We start from the raw sequence: 25,916 nt of genomic DNA, 5'->3' as shown, positions 1-25,916 counted from the left end.
ATCGATGAACATGCAGATCGTTCGTTTCAGCCTCGCGGCTGCCCTTCTCACTGCCGCGCCCATCCTCGAGATGGCGTCGGCAAATGACTTTCGTGAACGGGGCAAGGCGGCGAAGCTGTCCGCCTCCGCCGTATCGATCACGCCGCCCCGCGATTGGAACAAGCTCGATATCAGGCCGGGCAAGTTCGCGGAAACCTGGACACTGGATGGTGAGCAGCTCAACGACGTGACGTTCTACACGGGCGTCGAGCCCGGGGCGCCGCTGGTCAAGGAGCGCAACAAGAAGCGCAAACCGCTTCCGAAATTCGGAGCCGAGACACTTCTCGTCGAGGTGCCGGAACTGCTAGAGGGCACCTATCGAGCCTACAAGGAAATCGGTGAATTCAGGCTCACCGGCTCTAAACCTGGATCGTATCTCGGCGTCAAGGGCGTCGAGTTCACGTACGACTACACCGACGGGGATCAGATCCGGCGACAGGGTGAGGCGCATGCCGCGATCATCGGCGGCAAGCTCTACATGGCGACCTACGACGCGCCGAAGATCCATTTCTTCCAGCGCAACATCGCCGACTATCGTGCGCTGATCTCGACTGCGAAAATCATGTGATGCTCGCCCGCGGCTAGGGACGAACTCGGCGGACCGCAACGTCGGAGGTAGGCGGCACCTCGGCGCCGTCTGGGAAAGCTAATCTGGAAAAGTCTCAATCGAAAGAGCCGCACGCAATCCCGTTCATAGCCACGTCCGCTTTCGGACTGGCAGCAGCGGCACCCGAACGGCCGAGACTGGGGCGCGTAGCGGACGTTACGATCAGAAGAAACGAAAGGCCGCTTACCTCACCTCGTCGCCCCAAATCGGTCGGGCGGCTACCACCCGGTCGGGTCGTAAGCTAGGCCGTCTCGTTGTCCCACAGCGCGTCGCGCCGCGATCGACACTGTAGCGGGAATTTGTTTCCACCATGCGCTAAGCGCGAGGCTGGCCGGGTCTGGAGTAGGTCAATTTCGGGCGGCGCGTCCTACCAATAGACTTTCGATAGGATGCTGCCTTGGCGCGCTATTGGCTGAATTTGGGGACCCATTGGGTCACAGGTAGCTGAGGCGCGCATATCGGCCCCGGAGACATAGAAGTCCTGCCTTCTTCGGGCGACGTGAGTAGCCTTCGTAATGCGGGGGTCACAGGTTCGAGTCCTGTAAGCGGCACCAGGGCTCCTTCAAAACGCCTCCAAAGACCCCAGCGCGCCAGCGTATCCCGCTTCGCCGCCACTCACGCGAATGGGCCGGGCGGGATGCTTCAAGCGCAGAGTGCGAATTCGCGACCAAGCGTGCGCGCGTGGCGCACCTCCGAAGACATCCGGGGACAGCAAATATGCTTGCGCCAAAGACCGTTAGCTTCCAGTCTGGCGGCGACCGAGGAGGGTGCATCGTGTACAGACTGCTAGCGCTGATCGGTCTGCTCACGCCGCTGTCGGACCCTCACCTGCCGAAGCCCACCTATGACCGGGTCGCGCCGGTTCTGCCCGCCGGCCTCGACCGGGCGGTCCTGATCGTGTCGAAGACGAACGGCTGGCGACATATCGAGCACATTCCGCATTCCAATTCCGTGCTGGCCGAGATCGCGCGCGAGCAGGGCCGGCAGAGCTACGTCACCGAAAACGCCGCCGTCTTCAACGACGCGCAGTTACGCCGCTTCTCGGTCGTCGTGCTCAACAGCGCGAGCGGCGACTTCCTGACGACCGAACAGGGTGAGGCGCTTACGCGGTTCGTCGCGCGGGGCGGCGGGATCGTTGCCCTGCATGCGGCGGGCGACGACAGTCACAAGGCGCCATGGTACGTCGACACCATTATCGGAACGCGCTTCATCGGCCATCCCGGCGGCGAGGATCAGTTTCAGGCGGCACGCGTCGCAGTCGACCGGCCTGATCACCCTGTCATGGCCGGCGTGAAGCTGCCCTGGCTGCCCACGGACGAATGGTACTCCTTCGCAAGCGACCCGGAAGTGCGCGGCATGACCGTACTGGCCAGTATCGACGAGGCGAGCTACCGACCTGGCGAGAAGCTGGCGATGGGCGAACACCCGGTCATCTGGACCAATCCGCGATCAAAGGGTCGGATCATCTATTCGGCGCTGGGACACATGCCGGCGGCATATGACGATCCAAACTATCGCCGCATCCTCGCCAACGCCGTCCGCTGGGCAGCCCGCTCGCCCAAAGCACGGCGCCACGAGTGATGCCCGACTTGCACGCGGCGAACCGGGAGGCTCGCTGTCGTACGAACAGCCAGTTGTAGACCCGGTCAATATCCCGGGCAGTGCATTCTGCCGAATGACGGAGTAAATTGTGCCATGAGCGACGACCCGATACTCCCCACTCCGCCTGTCCCCACGCTCGTTTCGCGTCGGAGCGCGCTGGCGATGCTGTCGTCGTCCGCGGTGCTCGCCGCCTGCAGTGGCGGGGGCAGCAGCGGGGGTGGATCACCGACACCAACCCCGGCGCCGACCCCCTCCCCGACGCCGACGCCTGCTCCCACGCCGATGCCGGTGTCGGGTCCGGCGTGGTTCGGCTATGGCCGCGATGCGCAGCATACGGGCGTGAGCGAAATCGCGTCGCAGGATCTCGGACGCATCGCCTGGACGTCGCCTGTCGACCTTGCCCCGCAATATACGCCCGGTGGCGCGCTGCTTACGCATTATGGCTCGCCGGTCGTGACGGAGAACAACGCGGTGATCGTCCCGGTCAAGACCGGCGCGATCGGCGGCTATCGCATCGAGTCGATCGACGGTGCGACCGGTTCGCGGTTGTGGATGGCGAGCACCGACTATGTCACGCCGCCACGTAACTGGCTGCCGCCCTACAACCCGCTCTTGACGCAGCAGGGGCTGCTCTACGTCCCGGGCGCCGGCGGAAAGCTGCTGATGCGCACCGATCCGGACGCGACCGACGGGACCTTCGCGCCGCAATTTTTCTATGGCGCCGCCGCTTATGACGGCAATCCGTCCGCGTTCGACGCCAGCGTATTCATCAACACTCCGCTGACTGCGGATGCGCAGGGAAATATCTTCTTCGGCTTTCAGGTCACCGGCGCGAACCCGGCTGGCTTGGTCAGCGGCATCGCGCGCATTTCCCCCGACGGCACCGGGGCATGGGTCGGAGCCGCCGCCGCGGCAGGCGATGCTTCGGTCCAGAAGCCGGCGATGAACTGCGCGCCGGCACTCTCGCTCGACGAGGGGCTGGTATATATCGCCGTCAACCGCGGAGCGACCAACACGACGCAAAACGGCTATCTGCTGGCACTCGACAGCACGACGCTTGCCACCCGCGCCAAGGCTGCGCTGACCGACCCGAACCTGCTCGCCCCGGCGCGCATCAGCGACGACGGCACGGCCTCTCCCGTGGTCGGCCCTGATGGCCATGTCTTCTACGGCGTCCTCGAAGCGCAGTTTCCCACGCACAATGCGCGCGGTTGGCTGCTGCAATTCGATGCGATGCTCAATCCGGTGAGCGTCCCGGGCAGCTTCGGGTGGGACGTGTCGCCCACCGTGATCCCGGCGGAGATGGTGCCTGCCTATACCGGCACGTCAACCTATCTGCTCGTTCAGAAGTACAACAACTATATCGGCGTCGGGACGGGCGACGGGCTCAACCGACTTGCGGTTCTGGATCCGTCGGCCAGCCAGTCCGACCCGATCGTCCCGGGCGTTCAGGTGATGCGCGAGGTGCTGACCATCCTCGGACCGACGCTCGACGGCAGTTCCTCCAGCGCGCGGCGCGAATGGTGCATCAACACCATGGCCGCCGATCCGCAGCGCAAATCCGTCCTCGCCAACAACGAGGATGGCATGCTGTACCGCTGGGACCTCACGACCAATTCGCTGTCGCAGGGCGTGCGGCTCACCACCGGCTTGGGCCAGGCCTACACGCCGACGCTGGTCGGTGCCGACGGCGCGGTGTACGCGATCAGCAATGCGACCCTGTATTCGATCCGCGCCTGATCGGCTTACCGCCGGAACGGATCGCCGAACCGATCGTCGGTCGTAAGGTCGCCATCGTTCAGCGTCATGAGGAAAGCCACCAACGCGGCACGATCCGCCGCGTTCAGCTTCAGGCGCTGAGGCATGCGACCCTGTCGCAGCCGGGGGTCAAGCGCCGGGCCTTCCTGAACACCATCGCTATACAAGTCGATCACTTCCGCGAGGCTCGCGAAGCGGCCGTCGTGCATATAGGGCCCGGTCAGGCCGACGCTGCGCAGCGACGGCGCCTTGAACACGCGCGTCTCGCCGGCATCCAGGCCGTTGCTCCGCGCGTCGGCAGCCAGAGCGAAAGTCGGCGGCATGTGGCACGACGAGCAACCGGCGCCGCCCTGCCCGACGCCCGTCATGAACAGATGTCGGCCGCGATTTTCCGGCGCGGTGAAGTTGGGCAGGTCGATATCGAGCGCACGGTTGGGTGCGGTGGGCGAAAAGACCTGCGCATAGCCCGCGTCCCACCGGCTCGAGCTCGACACCATCGCGCGCACGAACTGAGCCAGCGCCCGCTGGATCCTCGGCTCGGTGATCGCAGGGCTGCCGAAAGCCCAGCCGAATAGCTCCGGATAATAGGTCGTCGCGCCCATCTTGCGGATCAGCGTGTCGAAACCGCCCGCCGCGCCGCCCCAACCCAGTTCGACGAGGCTGTGAAACGGTTGGCTCACCTGCGCTTCCACGCTGGCGGCACGCCGGTTCCAGAACGCCGTCCCAGGCTTCCAGTACCGGACATTGCCCAGTCGCATCGCGTGGAAATCGGTAGTGGCAGCCCCGCTGATGCCATTGCTGAAGCGCATCGGATCGGTAAAGCCGAACGCCTGCTGATGACAGGAAGCGCACGACGCCCTGTCGTTGGTGCTGAGCCGCAAGTCGTAGAACAATACCCGGCCGAGCGTCGCCACCCGATCGTTGCTCGCGCTCGAAGACGGGCTATGATCGAGCGCGTTCACCGTCTCGTCGAAATAGGCAGGAAGGTTGCGCGCGGAGTAATCGGCGACGGTTGCGAAATCGATGGTCGTGCGCTGTGCGACAGCGTCCGGAGTGACCGGGGATCGCTCCCCTTCGGAACGTCCGCACCCCGCCAGCATCAGTATCGCAGCGCCCAAGGCAAGCGCCCTTGTATCCCTCTGTCGCATGGCCAGCCCTTTGTCGCGCACCTGTCGTAACGACAATTGCGGTTGAGGGCGATGGTGCTGTGACGGCGCATTTGCCGAGCGAGCATGCACTTTACCCCTTCGGTATCAGCGACCTCCTACCGGTGCTCTGCGCGCGGTGCCGTCGAGTCGCGCACAACGAGCGTGGCCGGGATCGAGATCGCATCGCACGCGATCGACCGGCTATTCTGTTCGGCGATGATCAGTTCCACGGCGCGCGAGGTCACGGCCGCGATCGGCTGAACGATCGCAGTCAGGCTCGGCTGAACGAACCGGGTCATCGGCGTGTCGTCGAAGCTGATGAGCGACAGATCGTCCGCCCAGCAGCATCTGATCGACCCAGTCGGCCCCCTGGCGGCTGCGCCAGTCGGCGATCGTACGATCCCGGTCGTTCAGCGCCAGGATCAGGCGCGAGCCCGCGCCGCCCATGCGCTGCGCGGCGATCAGCGGAACATAGCCGAGCTTGTCGATCGACGCCTGGACGCGCGCGGTCGTTTCCGGCCTGACATTGGGAGCCTTGTTGATGACGCGGCTTACGGTCTGCAGCGAAACGCCCGCATCCGCCGCCACGTGCTTGATCGTGACCCCTGGCCCGCGTTGCGGCATCAGGCCGCCCGCGCCGATGCGGACGGCCTGATGCCGGACAGTAGCTGGCAAGGTAATCGGCGTGCCTTGGCATCGATGCCACCGCATCGGCCACATTGCGGCGCAACAGGGCAAGCAGACGATCGAGCTCGTCGTCGCAGCTTGGCCGCGATCGGGCGATGGCGTTCGGGCAGGATCCCCTGCCCCATCATCACCTGCACCCAGCTATTCTCGCCGAACAGCTCCTCGTTGCGGCGGCATACGCGTCCGCTCTCCCGAAAAAGCTCGACTTTCTGCGCGAGCGAAGATGTCGATCAATCCGTCGCGATCGGCAGCAGCACGGCGCTTGCCGCATTGCCTCCCCGATGGATCGTCTGGGTGGCCTTTACATAATCGTCCGGCTGCGCCTCCATGATCGACGGCGTCCAGCTTTGCGGGTTGCGGTCGTAGAGCGGGAACAGGCTCGACTGCACCTGGACCATGATCCGATGCCCCGGCTGGAAGACATGATCGACATTGGGCAGCGCCCATTCGAACGCATAGGTCTTGCCCGGCTTGAGCGGTGCCGGCGTCGCGAAGCCATGGACATAGCGTCCGCGGAAGATCTCGATGCCGATCCCGAGCTGATACCCGGCCATTTCCGGTTCGGCGGCATTCTCTTCGGGATAGACGTCGATCAGCTTGACGACGAAATCGCCGTCGCGTCCGCTGGTTGCCGCCCGCAGATCGATCTTGGGCGCGCCCTTGATATGGACCGGCTTGTCGAGCACGCCGGTCGTATAGCTCAGCACGTCGGGACGACCGTCGACGAAGCGCTGATCGTGGACCAGCCAGTTGCGCCATTCGTCGCCCTGCATGTGGATCGGGCGCGGCAGCATCGGCACCGGCTTGGCGGGATCGGAGACATAGCTGTCACTGCCCGCCGCCGGCTTCGTCCACGAAAGCCCGAAATTGCCCGCCAGGTACAGCGGCGTATAGGTGCCCGCCGGCCATTGTTGCGACACCTCCCACCGGTTCGCGCCGGTGGCGTAGGTCAGGACCGGCGGCGTGTCGCAGGGCGGTGCCACTGTCTTCAAATGGCAGTCGAGAAACGGCTTCATATAGCGGGTACGGAACTGCAGCCCGGTATCGCCCTCCCATTCGAGCGGCCCCAGCGAACGCGCCTCGTAATTCACCTGGCTGTGCCGCCATGGCCCGATCACCAGGCTAACCATGTCGTTGTTGGTATCCTGCGGCTCCAGCGCCTGGTAGACGGCGGGGGCGCCATAGCTGTCTTCCTGATCCCACTGGCCGACCACGAGCATCGTCGGCACCGTCAGCTTGCGCGCCGCGAGCTGCTTGTCGACCGCCTGCCCCTGCCACCACGCGTCGTAGGACGGATGCTCGAGCATCTTGCGGATGTTGGGCAATTGCAGCAGCCCATAGCTCTCGGCGTAGTGTTTCGCGGAACCGGCGGCGAGATAGGCGGCGTACTCGTCGCCCGTCCCCTTGGGCACCGCGCCCCCGCCCTTGGCGACGGTCTGGCCCAACCCGAAGTCAAACCCGAACACGCGGAATGCGCCATTGTGGAACCAGTCGTCGCCCATCCAGCCGTCGACCATCGGGCTTTGCGGCACCGCAGCCTTGAGCGCCGGGTGCGGATCGACCAGCGCCATCAGCGACGTGAAGCCGAGATACGAAGAACCGGTGATCCCGACCTTGCCGTTGCTCTCCTTCACATTTTTCACCAGCCAGTCGATCGAATCGTAGGCGTCGGTCGCGTGATCGACCTGCGTGGGATTGAGCGGCCCGCGCAGCGGCCGGTTCATGACATAGTCGCCTTCCGATCCGTACATCCCGCGCACGTCCTGATAGACGCGGATATATCCGTCGTTGACGAACTCGGCGTCTGCGACCGGCAGCACCTCCTCGATCTTCTGGCTGCGATTGCGGCTGCTCATGCCGTCGGCATTGTACGGCGTCCGCGTGAACAGGATCGGCGCGTCGGTGACGCCCTTGCGATGGATGATGACCGTGAACAGCTTGGTGCCGTCGCGCATCGGGATCATGACGGTGCGCCGCACGTAATCCGCCTGGGGGCGGACCCAGTCATATTCGGCCACCTGTTCGTTGAGCATCGTGTCGGTCTGCGGCGCCTGCGCGTCTTGCGCCGCGGCCGGCACTCCCGCCAGCATTGCAGCGAGGACGGCCACGGCGCCGCGCGCGCTCATGGTCAAGATCGTCGGTCGGATTGGCTTGTCCATGGCTGCGGCTCCCGGTTGTAGGACCATCGAATACGCGCGATCGACCGTCGAATGCCAGTGGTGAAAGCAGGCGGACGGAAAGCGGGAAGCGGGAGTCAATAAGGCTGATCCGCGCCCACAGGCGCTCCTCGCAGATTACATGGCGTTCGCAGGATGCAGCAGCGTCAAATGCCTGCTCGGCCCGGCGCACTTGATGACAAATTCGGCGTGTGTACGCCCCGCCCCTCAAGCTGCCCAGCGGCGCTCGCCCGACGCCAGCAACGCCAGCAGCGCATCCGGCGGCAACGGGCGGCTGATGAAATAGCCTTGCGCCATGTCGCAGCCTGCAGCTCGCAGGAAGGCGAGGCATTCGGCGACCTCGATCCCTTCCGCGACCACCTTGATCCCCAACTCATGCGCGAGCGCCACCGTCGACCGCACGAGCACGGCATCGCCGCGATCCTGATGCGCGAACTGGACGAACATGCGGTCGATCTTGAGCTCGTCGAGCGGCAACTGCTTGATATAGGTCAGCGTCGATTGACCCGTCCCGTAATCGTCCATCGATATCCGCACGCCGAGCTTACGGAACTCCGCCAGCGCGCGGGCGACGCCCTCCGGATCGATCATCGCCGCGGATTCGGTGATTTCGAACGTCAGCATGGCGGGATCGACCTTGGCATCGGCCAGCAATTCGCGCAGCGCTTGGTTGAACGCTTGGTCGCTGACCAGATTTGCCGACAGGTTGACCGCGCCGGTAATGGCATGGCCGGCGGCAGCCCAGCGTTCGAGATCGGCGATCGTCTGGTGCACCACTGCCAGCGTCAGCCGCTCGATCCTGCCGTTGCGCTCCGCCATCGGAATGAAGTGATCGGGGCTCAGGAACCCGCGCGCCGGGTGGTTCCAGCGCACCAGCGCCTCGACGCTGGTGATACGATCGCAGGCAAGGTCGAGCTTGGGCTGATAGACCACCGCGAGCTCGCCGCGGTCGATTGCTTCGTCGAGTTCGCTCATCAGCGACAGTTCCTGCTCGAGCGAAGCCTCGCTGCCCGCGGCATGGACCTGCCAGCTTTCGCCCGCGGCGATCGCCTGGTCCGCGGCCAGCGCCGCATTCCCTGCGGCGCGCAGCGCGTCGCCCGCTTCATCCTCGGCAAACCCCATCGCCAGCGTCACATCGATGCGGCGACCGGCGACCTCGACCGGCGACAGCATCGTCGCGCGCAGTGCCGCAAAGCGATCGCCGATCGTCTCGGCATCCTCCAATACGCGCCAGGCGAGCAGCCGGTCCTCGATCCGGTAGAGCGTTGCAGCGTCGGTGGTCAGCGCGATACGATCGCAAATGCGCGCGACCAGTGCCGCGACGTCGCCGGGACCGATACTCGCCACCAGCCGGTCGAAATCGGCGATGCGCGCGGTTGCGATCGCGACCGGTGCTCCCCCCGGATGGTCGCGGCCCAGCGCGACGCGGTTGGGAAGCCCCGTCGCCGCATCGATTCCGCGGCGCGCGCGTGCAGCAGCGGCGATCCGCAGCGCGACCATCCCGCCGCCAGCAACGCCGAGGCCGATCAGCGCCGGCACGATCGGAAACTGGACCTGCCACCACGCTTCGCAGGCGATCGCCGCCGCCAGCATCCCCATCGGTGCGGCCGCCAACAGCGTGCCGAGCGCGACGCGCGAGCGCGCCATGCCAAACCCGATGGCGAGCAGCATCGCCAGCAGCAACGGACCCTGCCAACCCGCGGCGATCGGCACGCCCCGCGCCAGCGTCTCCACCGCCAGCGCCTGGATGACGACGCCGGGGATGACGCCATAGCGCGGCACGGCATAGCGATCGCCATTCTCGACCGCGGTCGCGCCGACGATCACCCGCTTTCCGGCCAATGCCGACGGGTCGAAGTGGCCATCGCGAATATCGATGAAGCTGTGACGCGGGATTGTCGCAGGATCGATCGCATAGTCGATCGGGAATGCCGCATCGGCAACTCCGGCGCGCCCCGACAGCATTGCCGACAACGACGGTCGCGGCACGCCGGCAGTGACCACGCCCAGCGGCGCCTGGCGTACTTGCCCGTCGCCATCGGGCAGCACGCTGACCGCCGCCAGCGCTACCGACCGGCGCAATTGCGGGATCGGCAGCGAATCGATCACACCGCTGCGTCCGCCTCCCGCCGACTGGCGCAGCGTCGGCAGGATCACCGGCGTTCGCGACGCGTCCAGCGCGCGCGCGAATGCCGCGTCGTCCGCCGCGTTCGATCGTGACGAGAAATCGACGTCGAAGGCGATGACTTCGGCGCCTGCCGCGTCCAGGCGCTCGACCAGCGCCGCATGGTTGCGCCGCGGCCAGGGCCAGCGTTCGATCGCCTGGATGCTGCGGGCATCGATCTCGACGAGATGCACGTCCCCGCTGGCTGCGCGGCTGCGCACCTCGAAGCGCAGATCCTGCAACCCGCGTTCGATCCCGGCACCGAAGCCGAGGCTGCCGGCAACCGCCCCGGCGAGCGCAGCGATCGCCCACACCACGCTGCGTCCGAATGCACGTCCCGGCAACCCTAACTCCCCCGCGCAACGGCGCAGCGCCGCACCTTAACGCCGGTTCGTCAACATATCGTCACCGGATCTCGGGCGCGCCGCCGAAATCGCTCCCGCCGATCACGACACCGTTGGGTTTGACCAGCGCGCCCTCTTCATTGCGCGACAACCCCCCGCCAAGCGTACCGACCCGATCGAAGTCGGCTTCGACGTCCACTGCATCGGCACGCATCTCTGGCGCGGCAATACGATTACCCTCCTCGCGGCTATCGTCGTCGTCCCGATCTGGCCTTGGTGGCCTCCGATCGTCGTCATCGTCGTCGTCGTCGTCCTTGTCCGGCTTCGGCGGCTTGGGATCGTCATCGTCGTCGTCCTTGTCCGGCCTCGGCGGCTTGGGGTCATCATCGTCGTCCTTGTCCGGCTTCGGCGGCTTGGGATCATCGTCGTCGTCCTTGTCCGGCTTTGGCGGCTTGGGATCGTCGTCGTCGTCCTTGTCCGGCTTCGGCGGCTTGGGATCGTCGTCGTCATCCTTGTCCGGCTTTGGCGGCTTGGGATCGTCGTCGTCGTCCTTATCCGGCTTCGGCGGCTTGGGATCGTCGTCGTTGTCCTTGTCCGGCTTCGGCGGCTTGGGACCGTCGTCATCGCCATCGTCGCCGTCGCCGTCGCCGTCGCCGTCACCGTCACCGTCATGGTCGTTATCTGGCTCTGGCTCCGGTTGTGGTTCGGGCTCGGGCTCGGGCTCGGGCTCAGGGGTTGGTTCCGGATCAGGGGTTGGTTCCGGCCGTGGCTGCGGCTCGGGCTCTGGCTCCGGTTGTGGTTCCGGCTCCGGTTGTGGCTCAGGCTCAGGCTGGGGCTCAGGCTCAGGCTGTGGTTCCGGTTCAGGCTGGGGCTCAGGCTCAGGCTGCGGTTGTGGCTCAGGCTCAGGTTGGGGTTCCGGCTCCGGTTGTGGTTCAGGCTCGGGCTGGGGTTCCGGTTCAGGCTGGGGTTCGGGATCCGGCACCGTCGCAGGTGGCGTCTCCGGAGTTGGCTCCTTGCCGTCATCGGCCTCATCGGCCACGATCGCGGTTGCGAGCGCCGCGACGCTCCCGGCGACGAGACCATCGGTCATGTCGCCCAGGTTGCCCGGCTCGCTGGTGATCACGGTGTCGATGACGTCGCCGCCGCTCGCCATGCTTTCGGGCGCAAGCGCGATTGGAACCGGCACTGTGGCGGCAAGCGTGGGAGCGCTGGGCTGGGCCGACGCTGCCGGCGCGGCGGGTGCGGTCGGCGCTGCCGCCGGCGGTGTGGCTCCGGGGGCGCCCGAGCGTGCCGGCGAATCGATCACCCTCGTCTCGCTGCCCTGGACGGTAAGGCGATAGCGATCCGTTGCGGACACCATGGCGATCGCGCCGGGGCGGACCAGGTCGGACGCGCCGCCGTCGCTGGTCTCGACTTCCACCGCGCCTTCGACGACCTGCATCGATGCGCCTTCGCCGGTCACCGTGATCGAAAAGGTCGTGCCCTTGACCACGGCGGCCAGATACGGGGTCTGGACAGCGAAATGCGGCTTGGGCTGCTTGCCGATCCGAAACACGGCATTGCCCCAGTCTTGCAGGATCTGGACGAAGCCCTTGGCCTCGCCTGCCATCGGCACCCGGATGCGGCTGTTCGACGCGACCGTGACGAATTCCTGCCCGCGCACCACCACGGCCCGGCCACCCGTATCGGTCAGCAGCATCGCTCCGGGCGAGACGGTCATGCCGCGGCGCGCGGCGCGGGTGCCGTTGGCGTCGCGCACCTGGACGCGCCCGCTCGCCTCGCTGACCGTCCAGGGTCCGGTCTGCGCCAGTGCGCCGCTGCTGCTGGCGAGCAGCACCGTGCCGCACAGCATCTTCAGCCCCATCTTCATCCTGAACGCCCCCTTGTTGGAGCATGCGGCATTAGCGTCCCACCCTTTCCATGCTGTTCGCCGTCATGGTTACCGACAAATAAACTCACGCTTTCGTAATGCCTTGGCCGCTACCCGTCCGATCGAGACAAAGGGGGATGACGGTCAGGTGATGCGTAACATGGTGAAATTTTCCGTGGCGGCGGCAGTGCTGTTGACGATGGCGGCGCCGAGCTGGAGCCAGGAAGTGCTCGATCGCACCGACCCGAGCGTGCAGGAGCGCTCCGTCCCTTCGCCCGATCTGCCGACACCCGATCCGAAGCCGCCGATAACCGTCGAGGCGCCAAGCGGAACCAGCGCCGCCACAACCACGGCGGTCGCGGTCGGCGCAGTCACATTGGTCGGGCTCGACCGGCTGACCCCCGCCGACTTCACCGACATCATCGCCGACCATGTCGGGCGGACGCTGCCGGGGGACGAGCTGGCGCGCCTTGCCACCCGCATCGCTCAGCGCGCGCGCGCGCGCGGGCTGGTCTTCGCCTCTGCCTGGATCGCGCCGCAGCGGATGACCGCCGGCGTGCTGGTAGTGCATATCGATGAAGGCCGCATCGACCGCATCCGCATTGAAGGTGACCAGAACGCCGCCGTCGCCGCCACGCTGGCCCCGCTCGCCAACGGCCGCGCGCCGACGCTTGACGAGGTCGAACGTCGCTTGCTGATCGCCGGCGATATCGAGGGCATTTACGTGCGCCGAAGCCGCTTCGTACGCGATGCGAATAGCGGCGTGCTGGTGGTCGATGTCGATGCATCGCGCGTCGTCGCGCGCGCCGTGCTCGAAAATGACGGGTCGGCACCGATCGGTCCGGAGAAGTTGCAGCTCGACGTCGCGGCGAACGCGCTGCTGTTTTCCGACGACACGCTGGCGGTGACCTATGTGACCACTCCGTTCGAACCCGAAGAACTGCAATACGGTCGCGTGCGCTATGCCAAGCGGATGACTGATCAGGGCACCGAACTTGGCGTCGTCGCGTCGATCTCGTCGACAGCGCCGGGCGCGTATCTGACCGATCGCGAGATCGAGGGGCAGAGCTGGTCGACCGGCATTAGCCTGCTCCAGCCGATCTGGCGCCGCCGTACCGCCAGCCTGTGGTTCGACGCCGAATTTGCGGTACGCAACCTGCGCCAGTCGCGCCGCGACATCCGTGTCCGCGAAGATCGCGTGACGACGTTCCGCGCGGGGCTTTCGGGCAATGCGCTCGCGGCCGGCGGACGCCTGCGCATCAACGCGACGGTGACGCGCGGGCTCGACGGTTTGGGAGCGTCGCGCGCCGGCGATCCGATGCGGTCTCGCGACGATGCCGACGGCACCTTCACCGCGCTCTATGTGTGGACCGACTGGATCCGCGATCTTGGCAGCGATTTCAGCACCCGGCTCGCCGCACGCGGGCAGATATCGTCCGATCCGCTGCTGCTGTCCGAGGAAATCGGGCTCGGCGGGACCGGGTTTCTGCGCGCCTATGACTATAACGAACGCTCGGGCGACGAAGGCGCGATGGCGAGCGCCGAACTGCGCTATGATATTGCCAAGCCGCTTGGCATCGCGCGCCGCGCCCAGCTGTTCGCGTATCTCGACGGCGGCCGGGTCACCAATCTGGGCCCTGACGGCAATAGCGGATCGCTTGCCTCGGGCGGCGGCGGTATCCGCAGCTATGTGACGCGCGGGCTGAATGTCGAGCTGGAGGTAGCGGTGCCGATGGCCGGCGACCGCTTCGACAGCGGCCAGGCCGATCCGCAGATCAATTTCCGCATCGCCAAGAGCTTCTGACCCAGCGCCTCGGCGCGCGCCGGGTCGCAGCGATTACGCTGCCCCCGGCGCCGCCTGGCTCAACCACCGCGCGAGCCCCGGCAGGCGCGGCAGCAGCAACCGCTCGAACAGCCACAATCCGGCCAGCGACAAGGCCAGCAGCGGCAGCAGCGCGGCCAACGCGATCAGGATGGCCGCGACGCCTCCCATCCGCGCGGGCAGCGCTGCCGCGGGCGGCGCGCCGAGCGACCCGGGCGGCTTGCGCCGCCGCCACAGCACGAAGCCGCTCACCGCCATCGTCGCCAGTCCGATCGCGGTCAGCACGCCGATCAGCTGATTGACCCATCCGAACAGCGCGCCCTCGTGCCAGGCGATGCCATAACCGACGACGCGGTCGGCGAGGTGCCCGTCGGCAAAGCCCTCCCGCGAAATCTCGCGGCCGGTCGCCGGATCATAGGTGATGGTGCTGCGCAGCGGCCGGTTCTGTGCGTCGGATCGCACGGTCCATACCGGTGCGCCCGGCTTTCCGAAGCGACCCGGTCCGCCCGGCGGGGTGACGATTACCGGAAACGCCAGCCGCTCGGCAGCCGCCCTGGCGACGACCGCGTCGATCCCGATGCCGGCAGCTTGCGGCGCGGCCGCGCTGCTTACCCCGGCCACCATCGCTGCATGATCGTGCGAAGCGTGGAGATCGGCCGCGGCTGCCACCGGCGCGGCGCCACCCAGCGTCCAGTCCTGCGGACCCTGCACCCAGCCGAGCTCGCCCCGCGCCGCCTTGAAGGCGCTGCCCCACACCCCAGCCCAGGGCAGCCCGGTCACGAGCAGCACCAGCACCAGGCCCGAAATCCAGAATCCCGTCACAGCGTGCAAATCACGCCAGAAGACGCGCCGGCCGCCTCGCAATCTGGGCCAAACCACGCCAGCGAGCCCGCGTCCGCGCGGCCACCATAGATAGAGACCGGTCAGCACCAGTACGATCGCCCAGCTTGCCGCCAGTTCGACCAGCCAGCTGCCGCGCTTGCCGAGCAACAGCTCGCCGTGGATGCGCTTGTCGATCTCCATCAGGCGGTCGTCGGGCGCGATATTGCCCAGCACCCGGCCTTGCGGTGCCACGAACACGTCGCGCATTCCCGCGCCATCCGGCAGCGCGACATGCACCAGCGCCGCGTCGCCGCTGCGTTCAGGCAAGCGATAGCTGGCGAAGCGCGCGCCCGGAAATGCCGCGAGCGCGGCATCGACCTGCGCGCGCGGGCCGACTGACGCGGTGGTGGGCAACCCTTGAAACGCCCGTTCTTCCCAGCGCTCGACCTGCGGCTTGAACAGGTAGAAGCTGCCGGTGACCGCCAGCAACAGCACGAACGGAATGACGAACAGCCCGGCATAGAAATGCCAGCGCCAGATCGTCCGGTGAAAGGCAGCGCGGTCAATAGTCAGCACCATGACGTCACCATTTCGCTTTGATATCGGCCACGAACGTCCGCTGGGGTAGCGGATGCGAGACATAGGCTTGATCATTGAACAGGTTGTCGATCCCGACGCTCAGATCGAGCGTCTCGCTGAGCGCCACCGACGCACGCGTGTCGATGAAGAAATACTCGGTCTGGAAGCCATAGGCTCCGCCGCGCACCTGCCCCAGCAGGTCCGAGTTCGGTCGCGTCGCAAAACGCCATCCCGCCGACAGCTTGACCGGGTCGGCGATCTGGTAGCGGATATTGCCGTTCGCCCGCCAGCGGGGAATGCGCGGGAACTGCACGCCTTCGGCGCGCGGGTCGGGGGTGTTGCGGAGCGTCCGGGCGTCGGTCCACGCGACATTGGCATCGACATCGAGCCGCGGCAGCAGATCGCGGATCTCGCCGATCAGCTCGACGCCCACCTGCCGCGTGCGATCGACATTCTTGTACGAACTGACCACCGTGCCAAACTGGTTGAGCCCCTGGAAACTGAAGATCGCGTCCTCGACATCCTGATAGAAGATGCTGGCAGTGGTCCGCAGCTTGCCGAAGTTGCGCGCGAGGATCAGGTTGACGTCGCGGGATTTTTCCGGCCGCAGGTCGGGATCGAAGCTATCGGGATCGATGATGCCGAGATCGGTGTCGAACCGCCCCTGGAATAGCTCCCCCACGGTCGGGAACCGGGTCGCGGTGCCGAAACTCAACTGCGCCGCGATCGCTCCCGGCAGTTCGCCTTGGATGCTCAGCTTGGGGCTGATCGAATCGTCGGTTCGCTCGGCATAGCGCTCATCTTCGCGCACACAAGCGACCAGCCCGGAGAGACCGCCGCCGAACGCGCGCCAGCGGTCGTAGCGGATACCGCCGGTCAGGGTGACGTCTGGACCGATCAACCAGGCATCCTCGACCCATATTCCCCAAAGGCTCGTCTTGCCGCGCGTGGCAGCGGTAAACACCGGTGCGCTGGCGCTGCGCCAGTTCGCGGTGGCAAAGGTCTCCTGCGCAGTCGCGTACAGGTTCGCGTTGACGCCAAGCGCCAGCTTGTGCGCCCCTATTTCGTGCTCGGCTGCGATGTCGCCGGTCCACCAGCCTGGCACGTCCTGCACCGTCTGCGTTCCCGCGCCGCCGGATTCCCCGGCAAGGTAGTTTGCCGATGTCCGGCTGTCCTGCTCGGGGATCCAGTAGCGCGACAGGTTCGCCGAGACATCCCAGCCCGCGATCGGTCCGGCGAGCTTCGCGCCCACCAGATACTCGGTCCGGCTGGTCGTGGAGAAATTGAGGCCGGTGGCGTTCCACTGCTCCCCGGCAAACAGCACGCGCCCCTGGTAGACCGGATCGCCGGCGGCATCGGTCAGGAAGCTGCGCGGGTCGGTCAGTTCCTGCCTCGTCTTCCACACGAAGCCAAGCGCCTCGAGCTTCCACCCGCCCCGGGTTTCATACCCGATGCGGAGGCGGCCCTGATCCTGGACGACATCGACCGGCGACGCGCCGCCGAACACCGGCGCGGCAAGGCGCTCGTCGACATAGGCGCCGGTTACCGGCACCGACGGCGCGTCCCCGGTCGCCCGGCTGAGCAGATTGTAGGTCTGCGCCTGGCCGATATTCTCGAAATGCCGAATCCCGCCTCGGACGCTCCACGGTCCGTCCCTCTGCTTCCACCCGGCGCTCCCCTCGGCGCTGTAGCCGGTGAAGGTGTAGTCATAGCCATATTCGCGAAACGGCATCGCAAACCCCTGCACGGAGCCATTTACCGACGTTCCCTCGAGCTCCTGCGTCGTGACCGAGATGACCCCGCCCATCGAATTGCCGCCATAGCGCGCCGAATACGGGCCATAGACGATATCGAACTGGCGTACTTCCGACGGACCTACGACGTTCCACTTCGGTGGATAGTCCCAGCGGTTACCGAGGAAGTTGGACACCACGAAGCCGTCGACCAGCACGATCGTGCGCGCGCTCTGGATGGTGTTGGCACCGCGCAACGCGACGACGGCATTGTCGTCGCCGGCAAAGCGTTTGCGCACATAGAAATTGGGCGCATATTTCATCAGGTCTTCGACGTTGATGGCGTTGATCGCGCCGAACTCCTCGGCACCGAGCGATACCGACAGGCCGCGCGGAACGACGGTGATCGGGGCATCACGCTGCCCGACCACCAGGATCGCATCGTCGTCGGGAGTTTCATTCGAGGGCGCCTGCTGGGCAAGCGCGGGCTGCGCCGCCAGCGCAGAGGCGAGGGCCAAAGTGCGAATATGCAATGGAACGATCCTCAGATATCGAGAGCCGCGCCGGACGCCGCTTCACTCAGTGCTCGAACGGCAGCTGATCGCGGACGCTGGTCACGAAATGGCGGCAGGCAAGGAAAGCCTGTCGCGCGAACGCACTCAGATATCTTGCGGGGGGCCGATCGCGGGTGGCGGAGGCGCGGCAAGCCGGTGGACGGTCAGGTCGGCAATCGCCGCGCCCGACGAAAGCATGATGACGGGCAGCGGCGCGGACAGCACCGCCGGCCCCAGCTGCGCGAGCAGCGGCCCGGCGAAGCCCGCATAGCTGCACGGCTGGTCGGATGCCTTATGATGCTTGCCCGGCGCCTTCTTGCCGAGATCGATTTCGATGCTGGCGGGGCCGTAGCCCGAGCAGATCTGGACAACGATCGTGCCGCCCGTCTCGACCGGCATGAACCCCGACGGCACAAGCGTGCGTAGCAGCAGGACGAGGAACGCGGCCGCGACGAAAATGCCGCGCGCTGCCCCTGACTGCCGAATCCACCCCGTCATGCCGCGCCCCTAGTCCAGCCGCGCGGCGCTGTCATCCCTGCGTCGCCAATTGCGCTTCGGACGGCTGACCCGGCGCCAGCCATTCCAGTTCCACCTCGGCACCTTCGCCGGGCAGGCGCTCGGCCGCGATCCCGGCGTCGGCAAGCGCCGCCGCCACGGCCTCCGCCTGCGCGCCAGAGACCCCGAGCGGCAACCGCAGCCGCCGCGCCGCCCAGATCGCCGTTCGCAGCGCCGCCTGCCCCTCGGCATCGGGTCCGTCCTCGCCGACGCTGACCGATGGCAGTGGCACTGCCGGCGGGATTAGCTCGACCGACCAGCCGTCGGCGACCGCGGCAACGCGCGCTTCCAGCGTGCGATAGGCCGCCAGGTCGGCACCAGGCAGCGGCGTCGCGGTCACCTGCGCGCGGCGATGATCGCGATCGACCAGCACCTGCTCCGCCGGCACGCCCGCGACCAGTGCGAGCTGCTCGGCAACCTGCGTGACGATGCGCGCCTCGAGCGTGGCGCGCTCGTTCGCTTGCGCCCGCGCGAGCTGCGCCGCCTCGGCATTGCCTACCTCGACACGGAACTGCTCGATAGCCACCCCGACCGGCCGTCCGAACGCCTTGGTCAGCTCCGCCGCTGCCGCACGTTCCGCCTGCGCCACGAATTGCGGCGTCAAAACGGTCGCGGTCACGCGCAGCGGCCGCGCGGCATAATCGACGTCGATCTGGCTGACGCGCGCCGAATCGCCGAATTGCGCCGAAACCACATCGCGCGCCTGCCGCGACGCCGTCGCTTCCCACGCGATCTGGCGCAGCGTGAAGCCGAGCGGGACCGCCAGCGCGATGAACACGCTCAGCATCAGCAGCGTCTGCAGCACCGTCTGTCGCGGCGACAATCGCGGCCCGAAACCGTAAAGCCGCGCCATGATCGCCGCCGACAGCGCGATCACCATGAAGTTGGTGAAGAACAGCAGCAGCGAGCCGAAGAAGACGGTGCCGTTCCAGGTCGCCAGGCCGAACCCGACCGTGGCGAGCGGCGGCATCAGCGCGGTCGCGATCGCCACGCCGACGATCGCGCCCTCGCGCCCTCGGATCATCGCATAGGCGCCCGCCAGCCCGGAAAACAATGCGACGAGCAGGTCGAACAGGTTGGGCCGGGTGCGCGCTGCCAGCTCGCTGGTCACGGTCTGCAACGGCGACACGAGCACGACCATGGCGCAGAACAGGATCGCCAGGATTGTGCCGAGCGCCAGCGCGGTCAGCGCGCGGCGGATTTCGACCGCGTCGAACAGCGCGACGCCGAACCCAAGGCCGATGATCGGACCCATCAGCGGCGAGATGAGCATCGCGCCGATGATGACGGCCGGCGACGACAGCAGCAGGCCGAGCACCGCGATCCCGGCCGACATCAGCGTCATGAACACGTATCGGCCGTTGAAGCCGTTGTCCGAATCGACCTTTTGCACGACGACCGAATGATCGACCGTCGCGACGACGTGGTTACGCCACCAATGGAGGATGGGGTGCGCCGGGGCGATACTGGTCGTCATCGTGGGCGGTTTAGGCGGTGACGTCGCGCGATGCCAGCCGTGCCATCTGTGCTGGCGGCGGGCTCGGCGCGGGCGCTCACCCTGTGCCAAAGACTCTATAGTCAATTGCGGCGTCCACGATTGGGACGATGACGATCCTTTAGTTGCGCGGCTGTCCCTAATCTGCACTATCCCCGATTGTTTCGTGGGCCGTGCGATCGGCGTGCGGGGTAGGATCGCAGCGCTGACGGACGCCATCGATGGGGAAAGATGTGCTCAACGAACGGATCGCCGAACAGGATGCAGCCGAGGCGCCCGACCTGGCGACGCTGGCGCTTGCTTGGTTGGGCGCGGATTCGCGCCCAAGGCTGATCGTGGCGGCCGATCTGCAGGTGCTCTGGTCGAACCGGCCGGCATCGCAGCAGCTTGGCGACGATGCGGGCGTCGTCCTGCGCGATGGCGCGCTGGCCTTTGCCTCCGCCACCGCACAGCGCGACTTCACCGACTTCATCGAAGCGCTGGGGGAAGAGCTTGGGACCGTGTCGATCCCCTACCCCGACCGCTCCGCGCATCTCTTGTTCCGCGGGCGACGGATCGGCGTCGACGGCCGATCGGCGGCATGCCTTGAATTCACGCGCGATACGGCTGGATTCATGGCGAACTACAGCGACATCGACCGCGTCTTTTCGCTGACTCGCGCCGAGCACCGCATCGTGGTCGGCCTGCTCAACGGCCGCACCGCCAGCCAGCTCGCCACCGATCTGCTGATCTCGGTCGATACGGTGCGCACGCATGTCCGACGGATCTATTCGAAGGTCGGGGTCCGGTCGCGCGAGGAGATGTTCAGCAGGCTGCGGCCCTATCGCATTCTGTGAGGCGAGGCCGATTTTGGGCCTTCCCGGACCAGAGCAACTATTCCTTCCTGAAATCGGTGTAAGCTACCAACCGATATGAATAATTTCGTCCGGTCGATGTAGTAAACATCGCGCAGATCATATCCTATTCCGCTTTGTTTACTATGTTCGAAACGATCGGCTTGATTCCGTTATCGCCACCCATCGTTGTCCCGAATCCGAACGACTCAAAAGAAAGGGTTCGTTAACCACCTCCCTACTCCAGGTTGGGGATGCGGCCCCAAGGTGACGGTCGTTAATAAGCGATTAACAGAACAGGTCCGCGAGTCGCATGGGGTGCACCGCGGATTCCGAGGGGGTAAGATGGGGCAATTCGTTCGAACCGGCGCCTTTTGGCGCGCAATTCGTCGTCGGCTGAGCGGTCGCACGCTGGTCGTGATCGCCCTGCCGATCGTGGCGATTGCAATGACCGCACCGGCCGCCGCCCAGGACATCACCTATACGCCGATCAATCCATCGTTCGGCGGCAATCCGTTCAACTCGTCGCACCTGCTCGGCATCGCCAACGCGCAGAATGATTTCCGTGACCCGTCGTCGGTCGCGTCGAACAGCACCGAAGCCGACATCTTCGCGCGCCAGCTGCAATCGCGGCTGCTGTCGTCGCTCTCCTCGCAGATCGTCGATGCGATCTTCGGTGAAAATCCCCAGGAAAGCGGCACGATCAGCTTCGGCGGGCAGACCATCGACTTCTTCCGCTCGCTCGACGAAGTCACGTTGACCATCACCAACGATGCAACCGGCGAGATCACGACGATCGTGATCCCGACCTTCCTAGAGGTCCAGTGATGCGGCTGCTCGCGCTTCTCGTCGCGGGCGTATCGCTGTCCGCGTGCACCACGATCGGCAATTCCGGCCGCGACCTGATCCCCGAAACCAGCAGCCTGGCGGTCTATCCCGCCAAGACCCAGACGCAAAAGGCGCTCGAGGCGATCCCGCCCCCTGCCCGCCCGGTCGCGGTCGCGGTCTATGGCTTCACCGACCAGACCGGCCAGTTCAAGCCGAGCGACGTCGGCCAGACGCTGTCGCGCGCGGTATCGCAGGGCGGCGGATCGATCCTGGTCAAGGCGCTGCAGGATGTCGGCAACCGCCAGTGGTTCACGATCGTCGAGCGTGAATCGCTCAAGAACCTGCTGAGCGAGCGCCAGATCATCCGCGAGATGCGCGAACGCTATCTGGGCGAGACCGGCGTCAATGCGCAGGCGCTGCCGGCGCTGCTGTTCGCCGGCGTGCTGATCGAAGGCGGCATTGTCGGCTACGACACCAACACCGTCACCGGCGGTGCGGGCGCCGCGTTCCTCGGCATCGGCGCGCGCGGCGAGTATCGGCAGGACACCGTCACCGTCTATCTGCGCGCGGTTTCCGTGCGCACCGGCGAAGTGCTGACCTCAGTCACCGCGTCCAAGACGATCGCCTCGCGCTCGATCGGAGCCAGCGTATTCAAGTTCGTCGCGTTCAAGGAGCTGCTCGAGGCCGAGACCGGCGTCACCACCAACGAACCCGACCAGCTCGCGCTGCAGCAGGCGGTCGAGAAGGCTGTCTATGGCCTGGTGATGGAAGGCGTCGATCTCAAGCTGTGGGATTTCGCGGACCAGACCGCCGGCTGGCCGATGCTGTGGCGCTATCGCCAGGAGCGCGACGGCGTGTTCGACGCGGCACAGGTTCAAACGGCGATGAAACGCGCCGAAGCGGCCCCGCCCGAAAAGGTACGGCCGCGCGATGTTCCCCCTCCCGAACGGCGTGAAGGAGGGGCAAGCGCAGGCGGTTCGCGCTGACGAGATTCCCCGGACCGGCAATTGCGCCGGAACGGATCGAATACCGGAACGGGGCGTCCTGGCGTCCCTTTCGGAAACGAAATTCCAGGGTGGGGCACGACCGGTTGCAGTCGGCGCCAACCCCACAACGAAGCGCGCACCGGAGTTGCAGCTCCGATGCGCGCAGGAAGTCTGGGTTGCACTTAGCTATCATGTTGGCCCCGCTTGCGGGGGCGACATGGTTATCACGTCCGAACAGAGGATAGACAACCATGAAACGCACTATTTTGACGTCGGTCTCATCGATCGCACTCTTCGCCGCAATGCCGGCGATGGCGCAGGACAGCACCTCCACGGTTACGCAGAGCGGCGCGTTCAACGACGCCGTCGTGACGCAGAACGGCAGCAACGGCACCTCGACCGTTACCCAGTCCGGCAACGGCACCAACCTGGCGCGCCAGAATGAAGTCGTCGTCGAGCAGCGCGGCGACAGCGCGGACTCGGAAGTCGTGCAGTCGGGCTCCGACCGTAACGAAGTCCAGGTCTTCCAGAACGGCGACAACACCTCGCGCGTCAACCAGGCCGGCACGTCGAGCGAAGCCGAAGTCTATCAGGTGGGCACCGAGAACTTCTCTGAAGTGCTCCAGAACGGCAACAGCAACGGCGTCGGCAATGCGCTCAACACGTCGCGTGGCGGCGTCATCCAGCGCGGCGATCGCAACACGTCGACCATAGATCAGGATCCTTCGGCCTATTCGCGTGCTGCCGTCAGCCAGAACGGTGACGACAACGCGTCGTTCGTCCAGCAGGAGCAGAATGGCGGAGCGGGTGCCAACCTGACGAGCGCCGACGTGTCCCAGTCGGGCAACCGCAACGATTCGAACGTGCTGCAGAACAGCGTGATCCAGAACGGAAGCCAGGAAGCATTCGTCGTCCAGAATGGCGATGACAACCTGTCCGACGTCGAGCAGACCGGCGAAGACAATTTCGCTTCCGCCACCCAGGTCGGCAACGGCAACGTTTCAGACATCGCCCAGTCGGGCGCCGGCGCCAGCGCGACCGTCGCCCAGCGCAGCGACGACAATACCTCGGTCATCGACCAGTCGGCCGGCGCCACCGCCAATGTCGTACAGCGCGGCGGCCCGAACGGCCTTGGCCCACGTAACTGGGACGGCGATACGCTGCCTCCGTCGTCGGCTGGCACGTCGTATGCCAACAACGTCTCGCTGATCGACCAGGATGCCGACGGCGCCGATGCGTCGCTGGTCCAGAACGGCACGCTCAACCGCTCGGCGATCAACCAGTCGGCAGCGGCGACCGCTGATGTCCGTCAGGCAGACGTCTACAACACCTCGGTGATCGACCAGACCGCCGAAGCGACCGCCACCGTCAACCAGGGCAGCGTCGCGCCCAACGACTTCGGTCGCAACGCGTCGCGCATCACCCAGTCGGCCAGCGACGCCAACGCTCGCGTGTATCAGCGCGGCGCCAACATCGGTGCACCGGCCAATGCGCCGACCAACACCTCGCTCATCAACCAGTCGGGAGCGTTCGCCGATGCCGATGTCCGCCAGATCGGCGATGGCAACGAATCGAACGTGCTCCAGTCGTCGGGCGCCTTCACGACGGTGTCGCAGGACGGCTTCAGCAACAGCTCGTACGTCAACCAGACCGGTAGCGCTTCGGGTTCGAACGGCGACGTAGCGCAGCTGGGCGACGACAACAGCGCGTCGATCGAGCAGTCCTCGATCGGCGGCACGGTGTCGATCGACCAGGACGGCGACCGCAACGGCGCGATCGCCAAGCAGGAAGGCGGCGTCGACGGGTCGGCGCTCGACATCGCTCAGACCGGCAACGACAACTACACCTTCTTCCAGCAGAACTCGAATGCCGCCGGTTCGTCGGCTTCGATCACGCAGGACGGCGACGCGAACAAGCTGGAAGGCTTCCAGCGCGGCGCGGGCGCACAGGGTGCGGTGGTCGTCCAGAACGGCGACAACGCCCAGGGCTACACCTATCAGGGCGGCGCCGGCGGCAACCAGCTGACGCTGCGCCAGGGTGGCGACGGCAACATGGCACAGGTCACCCAGGGCGGCGTGTCCGATCCCGAAGTGTTCCCGCCAAAGGGCCATGACAGCCAGCCGACGACCGACGTCGCTTCGTCGGGCGACAACCAGGCCCGCCTGGTCCAGACCGGCACCGACGGCATCGGCCAGATCTCGCAGTCGGGCAACCTCGACATCGCGACCATCGTTCAGGACGGCGCCAGCAACCAGAGCCGCATCTTCCAGAGCGGCGGCTCGACCAACGACGCGGTTTCGCGTCAGGACGGCAACGACAACGTCTCGCGGATCGATCAGACCGGTTCGTTCGCGACCGCCAATGTCGTTCAGGACGGTGACAACAGCACCTCGACCGTGACGCAGCAGGCCGGCGGCGACGTCGTCGTGCGGCAGAGCGGCTGGAGCGGCTCGACCTCGACCGTGACGACGCTGGCGGATTCGAACCTCGCTCCTCCGGCCAACACGGTCCGCGTGGTGCAGAACGATGCCGGCATGGCGGGTTCGCCTGGACAGGCCAACATCTCGAACGTGTTCCAGGACAATGTGAACCTGGGCAGCACGGTCGATGTGAACCAGATGCAGAATGACGGCCCGCTCAGCAACGAATCGTACGTGACCCAGGGTCGCAACGCTTCGAACGGCGATGTCGTCGTCCGCCAGACCGGCGGCGACAACATCTCGAACTACGCATCGACAACCTCGACCGACAACGACGCGCGTATCGTCCAGACCGGCACGGGCAACCGTTCGGACGTCCAGCAGGACTTCCAGAACGGCAGCGCACGCGCCGACGTCCGCCAGAACAACGGCGGCGGTGCTGAGAATAGCGTGTTCATCGACCAGATTTCGGACGGCTTCGCTGCAAGCCCGGCCGAATTCGCGATGGGCGCAGTCGCCGAGGCGCGTCAGGACGGTTCGGGCAACAGCTCGACTATCAGCCAGACCGGCTATGCCGCGATGGCGGGCGACGCAAACACCGCCTATTCGCTGCAGGTCGGCTTCGACAACATGTCGAGCATCAGCCAGACCGGCACCGGCGGGTTTGCCGACGTGACGCAGCGCGGCAGCGACCACATGTCGACGATCGATCAGGGCGGGACCGACAACACGGCGACCGTGCTGCAGACCGGCATGATGAACGACTCGGTGATCATGCAGTCGGGTTCGAACAACTCGGCGATGGTCACGCAGGGCGGCATGTAACGACTGGAATTACCGGCGCCTTCCTTTGCGAAGGCGCCGGTTTTTTCTTTCGTCAAAGGATAACAGAT

At 66.1% G+C, this 25,916-nt stretch carries 17 protein-coding genes and 2 pseudogenes; 8 read left to right on the top strand and 11 right to left on the bottom strand.

What is annotated here, in order from left to right; genetic code table 11:
• Positions 1–4: 4 nt before the first annotated feature.
• From FHY50_RS03365 to FHY50_RS03355, 3 genes are all read left to right on the top strand, one after another.
• Positions 5–607 (top strand): hypothetical protein, encoded by a 603-nt coding sequence (locus FHY50_RS03365; protein WP_140046958.1) that lies wholly within the window; start codon positions 5–7, stop codon positions 605–607.
• An 813-nt stretch (positions 608–1,420) separates the two neighbouring features.
• Positions 1,421–2,227 carry a ThuA domain-containing protein gene (locus FHY50_RS03360; RefSeq protein WP_244935289.1) on the top strand — a complete coding sequence of 269 codons (807 nt, stop codon included), beginning with the start codon at positions 1,421–1,423 and terminating at the stop codon, positions 2,225–2,227.
• Positions 2,228–2,341: 114 nt separating this feature from the next.
• Positions 2,342–3,988, top strand: coding sequence for a hypothetical protein (locus tag FHY50_RS03355; protein WP_140046957.1), 1,647 nt, complete (start codon positions 2,342–2,344; stop codon positions 3,986–3,988).
• A 5-nt stretch (positions 3,989–3,993) separates the two neighbouring features.
• Here FHY50_RS03355 and FHY50_RS03350 read toward each other — a convergent pair whose 3' ends face one another.
• From FHY50_RS03350 to FHY50_RS03325, 7 genes and pseudogenes are all read right to left on the bottom strand, one after another.
• A complete protein-coding gene (locus FHY50_RS03350) occupies positions 3,994–5,124 on the bottom strand; it encodes a cytochrome-c peroxidase (RefSeq protein WP_166745484.1) in 1,131 nt (376 codons plus the stop codon).
• 146 nt (positions 5,125–5,270) lie between these two features.
• Positions 5,271–5,453, bottom strand: a complete 183-nt coding sequence (locus tag FHY50_RS14345) for a substrate-binding domain-containing protein (protein WP_243846710.1) — start codon at positions 5,451–5,453, stop codon at positions 5,271–5,273.
• Between the two features lie 34 nt (positions 5,454–5,487).
• A pseudogene (locus tag FHY50_RS14340) lies at positions 5,488–5,778 on the bottom strand (LacI family DNA-binding transcriptional regulator); the annotation flags it as partial.
• A pseudogene (locus tag FHY50_RS03340) lies at positions 5,778–6,005 on the bottom strand (tryptophan 7-halogenase); the annotation flags it as partial. The pseudogenes FHY50_RS03340 and FHY50_RS14340, both read right to left, overlap by 1 nt.
• Positions 6,006–6,071: 66 nt before the next feature.
• On the bottom strand, positions 6,072–7,967 hold the full coding sequence (locus FHY50_RS03335; protein WP_208403024.1) for a CocE/NonD family hydrolase: 1,896 nt from the start codon (positions 7,965–7,967) through the stop codon (positions 6,072–6,074).
• Between the two features lie 258 nt (positions 7,968–8,225).
• Complete coding sequence (locus FHY50_RS03330; protein ID WP_140046954.1) at positions 8,226–10,526, bottom strand: GGDEF domain-containing phosphodiesterase; 2,301 nt, start codon at positions 10,524–10,526, stop codon at positions 8,226–8,228.
• A gap of 61 nt (positions 10,527–10,587) precedes the next feature.
• The gene (locus FHY50_RS03325) at positions 10,588–12,396 is read right to left on the bottom strand and encodes a FecR domain-containing protein (RefSeq protein ID WP_140046953.1); all 1,809 of its coding nucleotides are present in this window, start codon (positions 12,394–12,396) and stop codon (positions 10,588–10,590) included.
• Positions 12,397–12,556: 160 nt separating this feature from the next.
• On the opposite strand from FHY50_RS03325, the gene FHY50_RS03320 reads away from it, so the two are divergent.
• Positions 12,557–14,200 carry a ShlB/FhaC/HecB family hemolysin secretion/activation protein gene (locus tag FHY50_RS03320; RefSeq protein ID WP_166745483.1) on the top strand — a complete coding sequence of 548 codons (1,644 nt, stop codon included), beginning with the start codon at positions 12,557–12,559 and terminating at the stop codon, positions 14,198–14,200.
• A gap of 33 nt (positions 14,201–14,233) precedes the next feature.
• Here FHY50_RS03320 and FHY50_RS03315 read toward each other — a convergent pair whose 3' ends face one another.
• The 4 genes from FHY50_RS03315 to FHY50_RS03300 all read right to left on the bottom strand — a co-directional run bounded on the left by FHY50_RS03315 (position 14,234) and on the right by FHY50_RS03300 (position 19,938).
• Entirely contained in the window at positions 14,234–15,619 is a 1,386-nt protein-coding gene (locus tag FHY50_RS03315) for a PepSY-associated TM helix domain-containing protein (RefSeq protein WP_140046951.1), read from the bottom strand.
• Positions 15,620–15,623: 4 nt separating this feature from the next.
• Positions 15,624–17,870, bottom strand: coding sequence for a TonB-dependent receptor (locus FHY50_RS03310; protein WP_243846708.1), 2,247 nt, complete (start codon positions 17,868–17,870; stop codon positions 15,624–15,626).
• Between the two features lie 141 nt (positions 17,871–18,011).
• Positions 18,012–18,404 (bottom strand): hypothetical protein, encoded by a 393-nt coding sequence (locus FHY50_RS03305; RefSeq protein ID WP_140046950.1) that lies wholly within the window; start codon positions 18,402–18,404, stop codon positions 18,012–18,014.
• Between the two features lie 31 nt (positions 18,405–18,435).
• The gene (locus tag FHY50_RS03300; protein WP_140046949.1) at positions 18,436–19,938 is read right to left on the bottom strand and encodes a DUF389 domain-containing protein; all 1,503 of its coding nucleotides are present in this window, start codon (positions 19,936–19,938) and stop codon (positions 18,436–18,438) included.
• 239 nt (positions 19,939–20,177) lie between these two features.
• Here FHY50_RS03300 and FHY50_RS03295 point away from each other — a divergent pair, with 239 nt between their 5' ends.
• The 4 genes from FHY50_RS03295 (at position 20,178) to FHY50_RS03280 (ending at position 25,848) form a co-directional block, all read left to right on the top strand.
• A complete protein-coding gene (locus tag FHY50_RS03295; RefSeq protein ID WP_140046948.1) occupies positions 20,178–20,792 on the top strand; it encodes a helix-turn-helix transcriptional regulator in 615 nt (204 codons plus the stop codon).
• Between the two features lie 342 nt (positions 20,793–21,134).
• On the top strand, positions 21,135–21,617 hold the full coding sequence (locus tag FHY50_RS03290; protein WP_243846706.1) for a curli assembly protein CsgF: 483 nt from the start codon (positions 21,135–21,137) through the stop codon (positions 21,615–21,617).
• Positions 21,617–22,603: a CsgG/HfaB family protein gene (locus FHY50_RS03285; protein WP_140231015.1), complete on the top strand. Its 987-nt coding sequence runs from the start codon at positions 21,617–21,619 to the stop codon at positions 22,601–22,603. The genes FHY50_RS03290 and FHY50_RS03285 overlap by 1 nt, the downstream gene beginning before the upstream one ends.
• 251 nt (positions 22,604–22,854) lie before the next feature.
• Positions 22,855–25,848, top strand: a complete 2,994-nt coding sequence (locus tag FHY50_RS03280; RefSeq protein ID WP_140046947.1) for a hypothetical protein — start codon at positions 22,855–22,857, stop codon at positions 25,846–25,848.
• Positions 25,849–25,916: the final 68 nt, after the last annotated feature.

This window comes from Sphingomonas japonica (assembly GCF_006346325.1).
GTDB classification, from domain to species: Bacteria; Pseudomonadota; Alphaproteobacteria; order Sphingomonadales; family Sphingomonadaceae; genus Sphingomonas; species Sphingomonas japonica.
The sequence above is the reverse complement of the archived record's forward strand: the minus strand, read 5'-3'. Positions and strand labels throughout refer to the sequence as shown.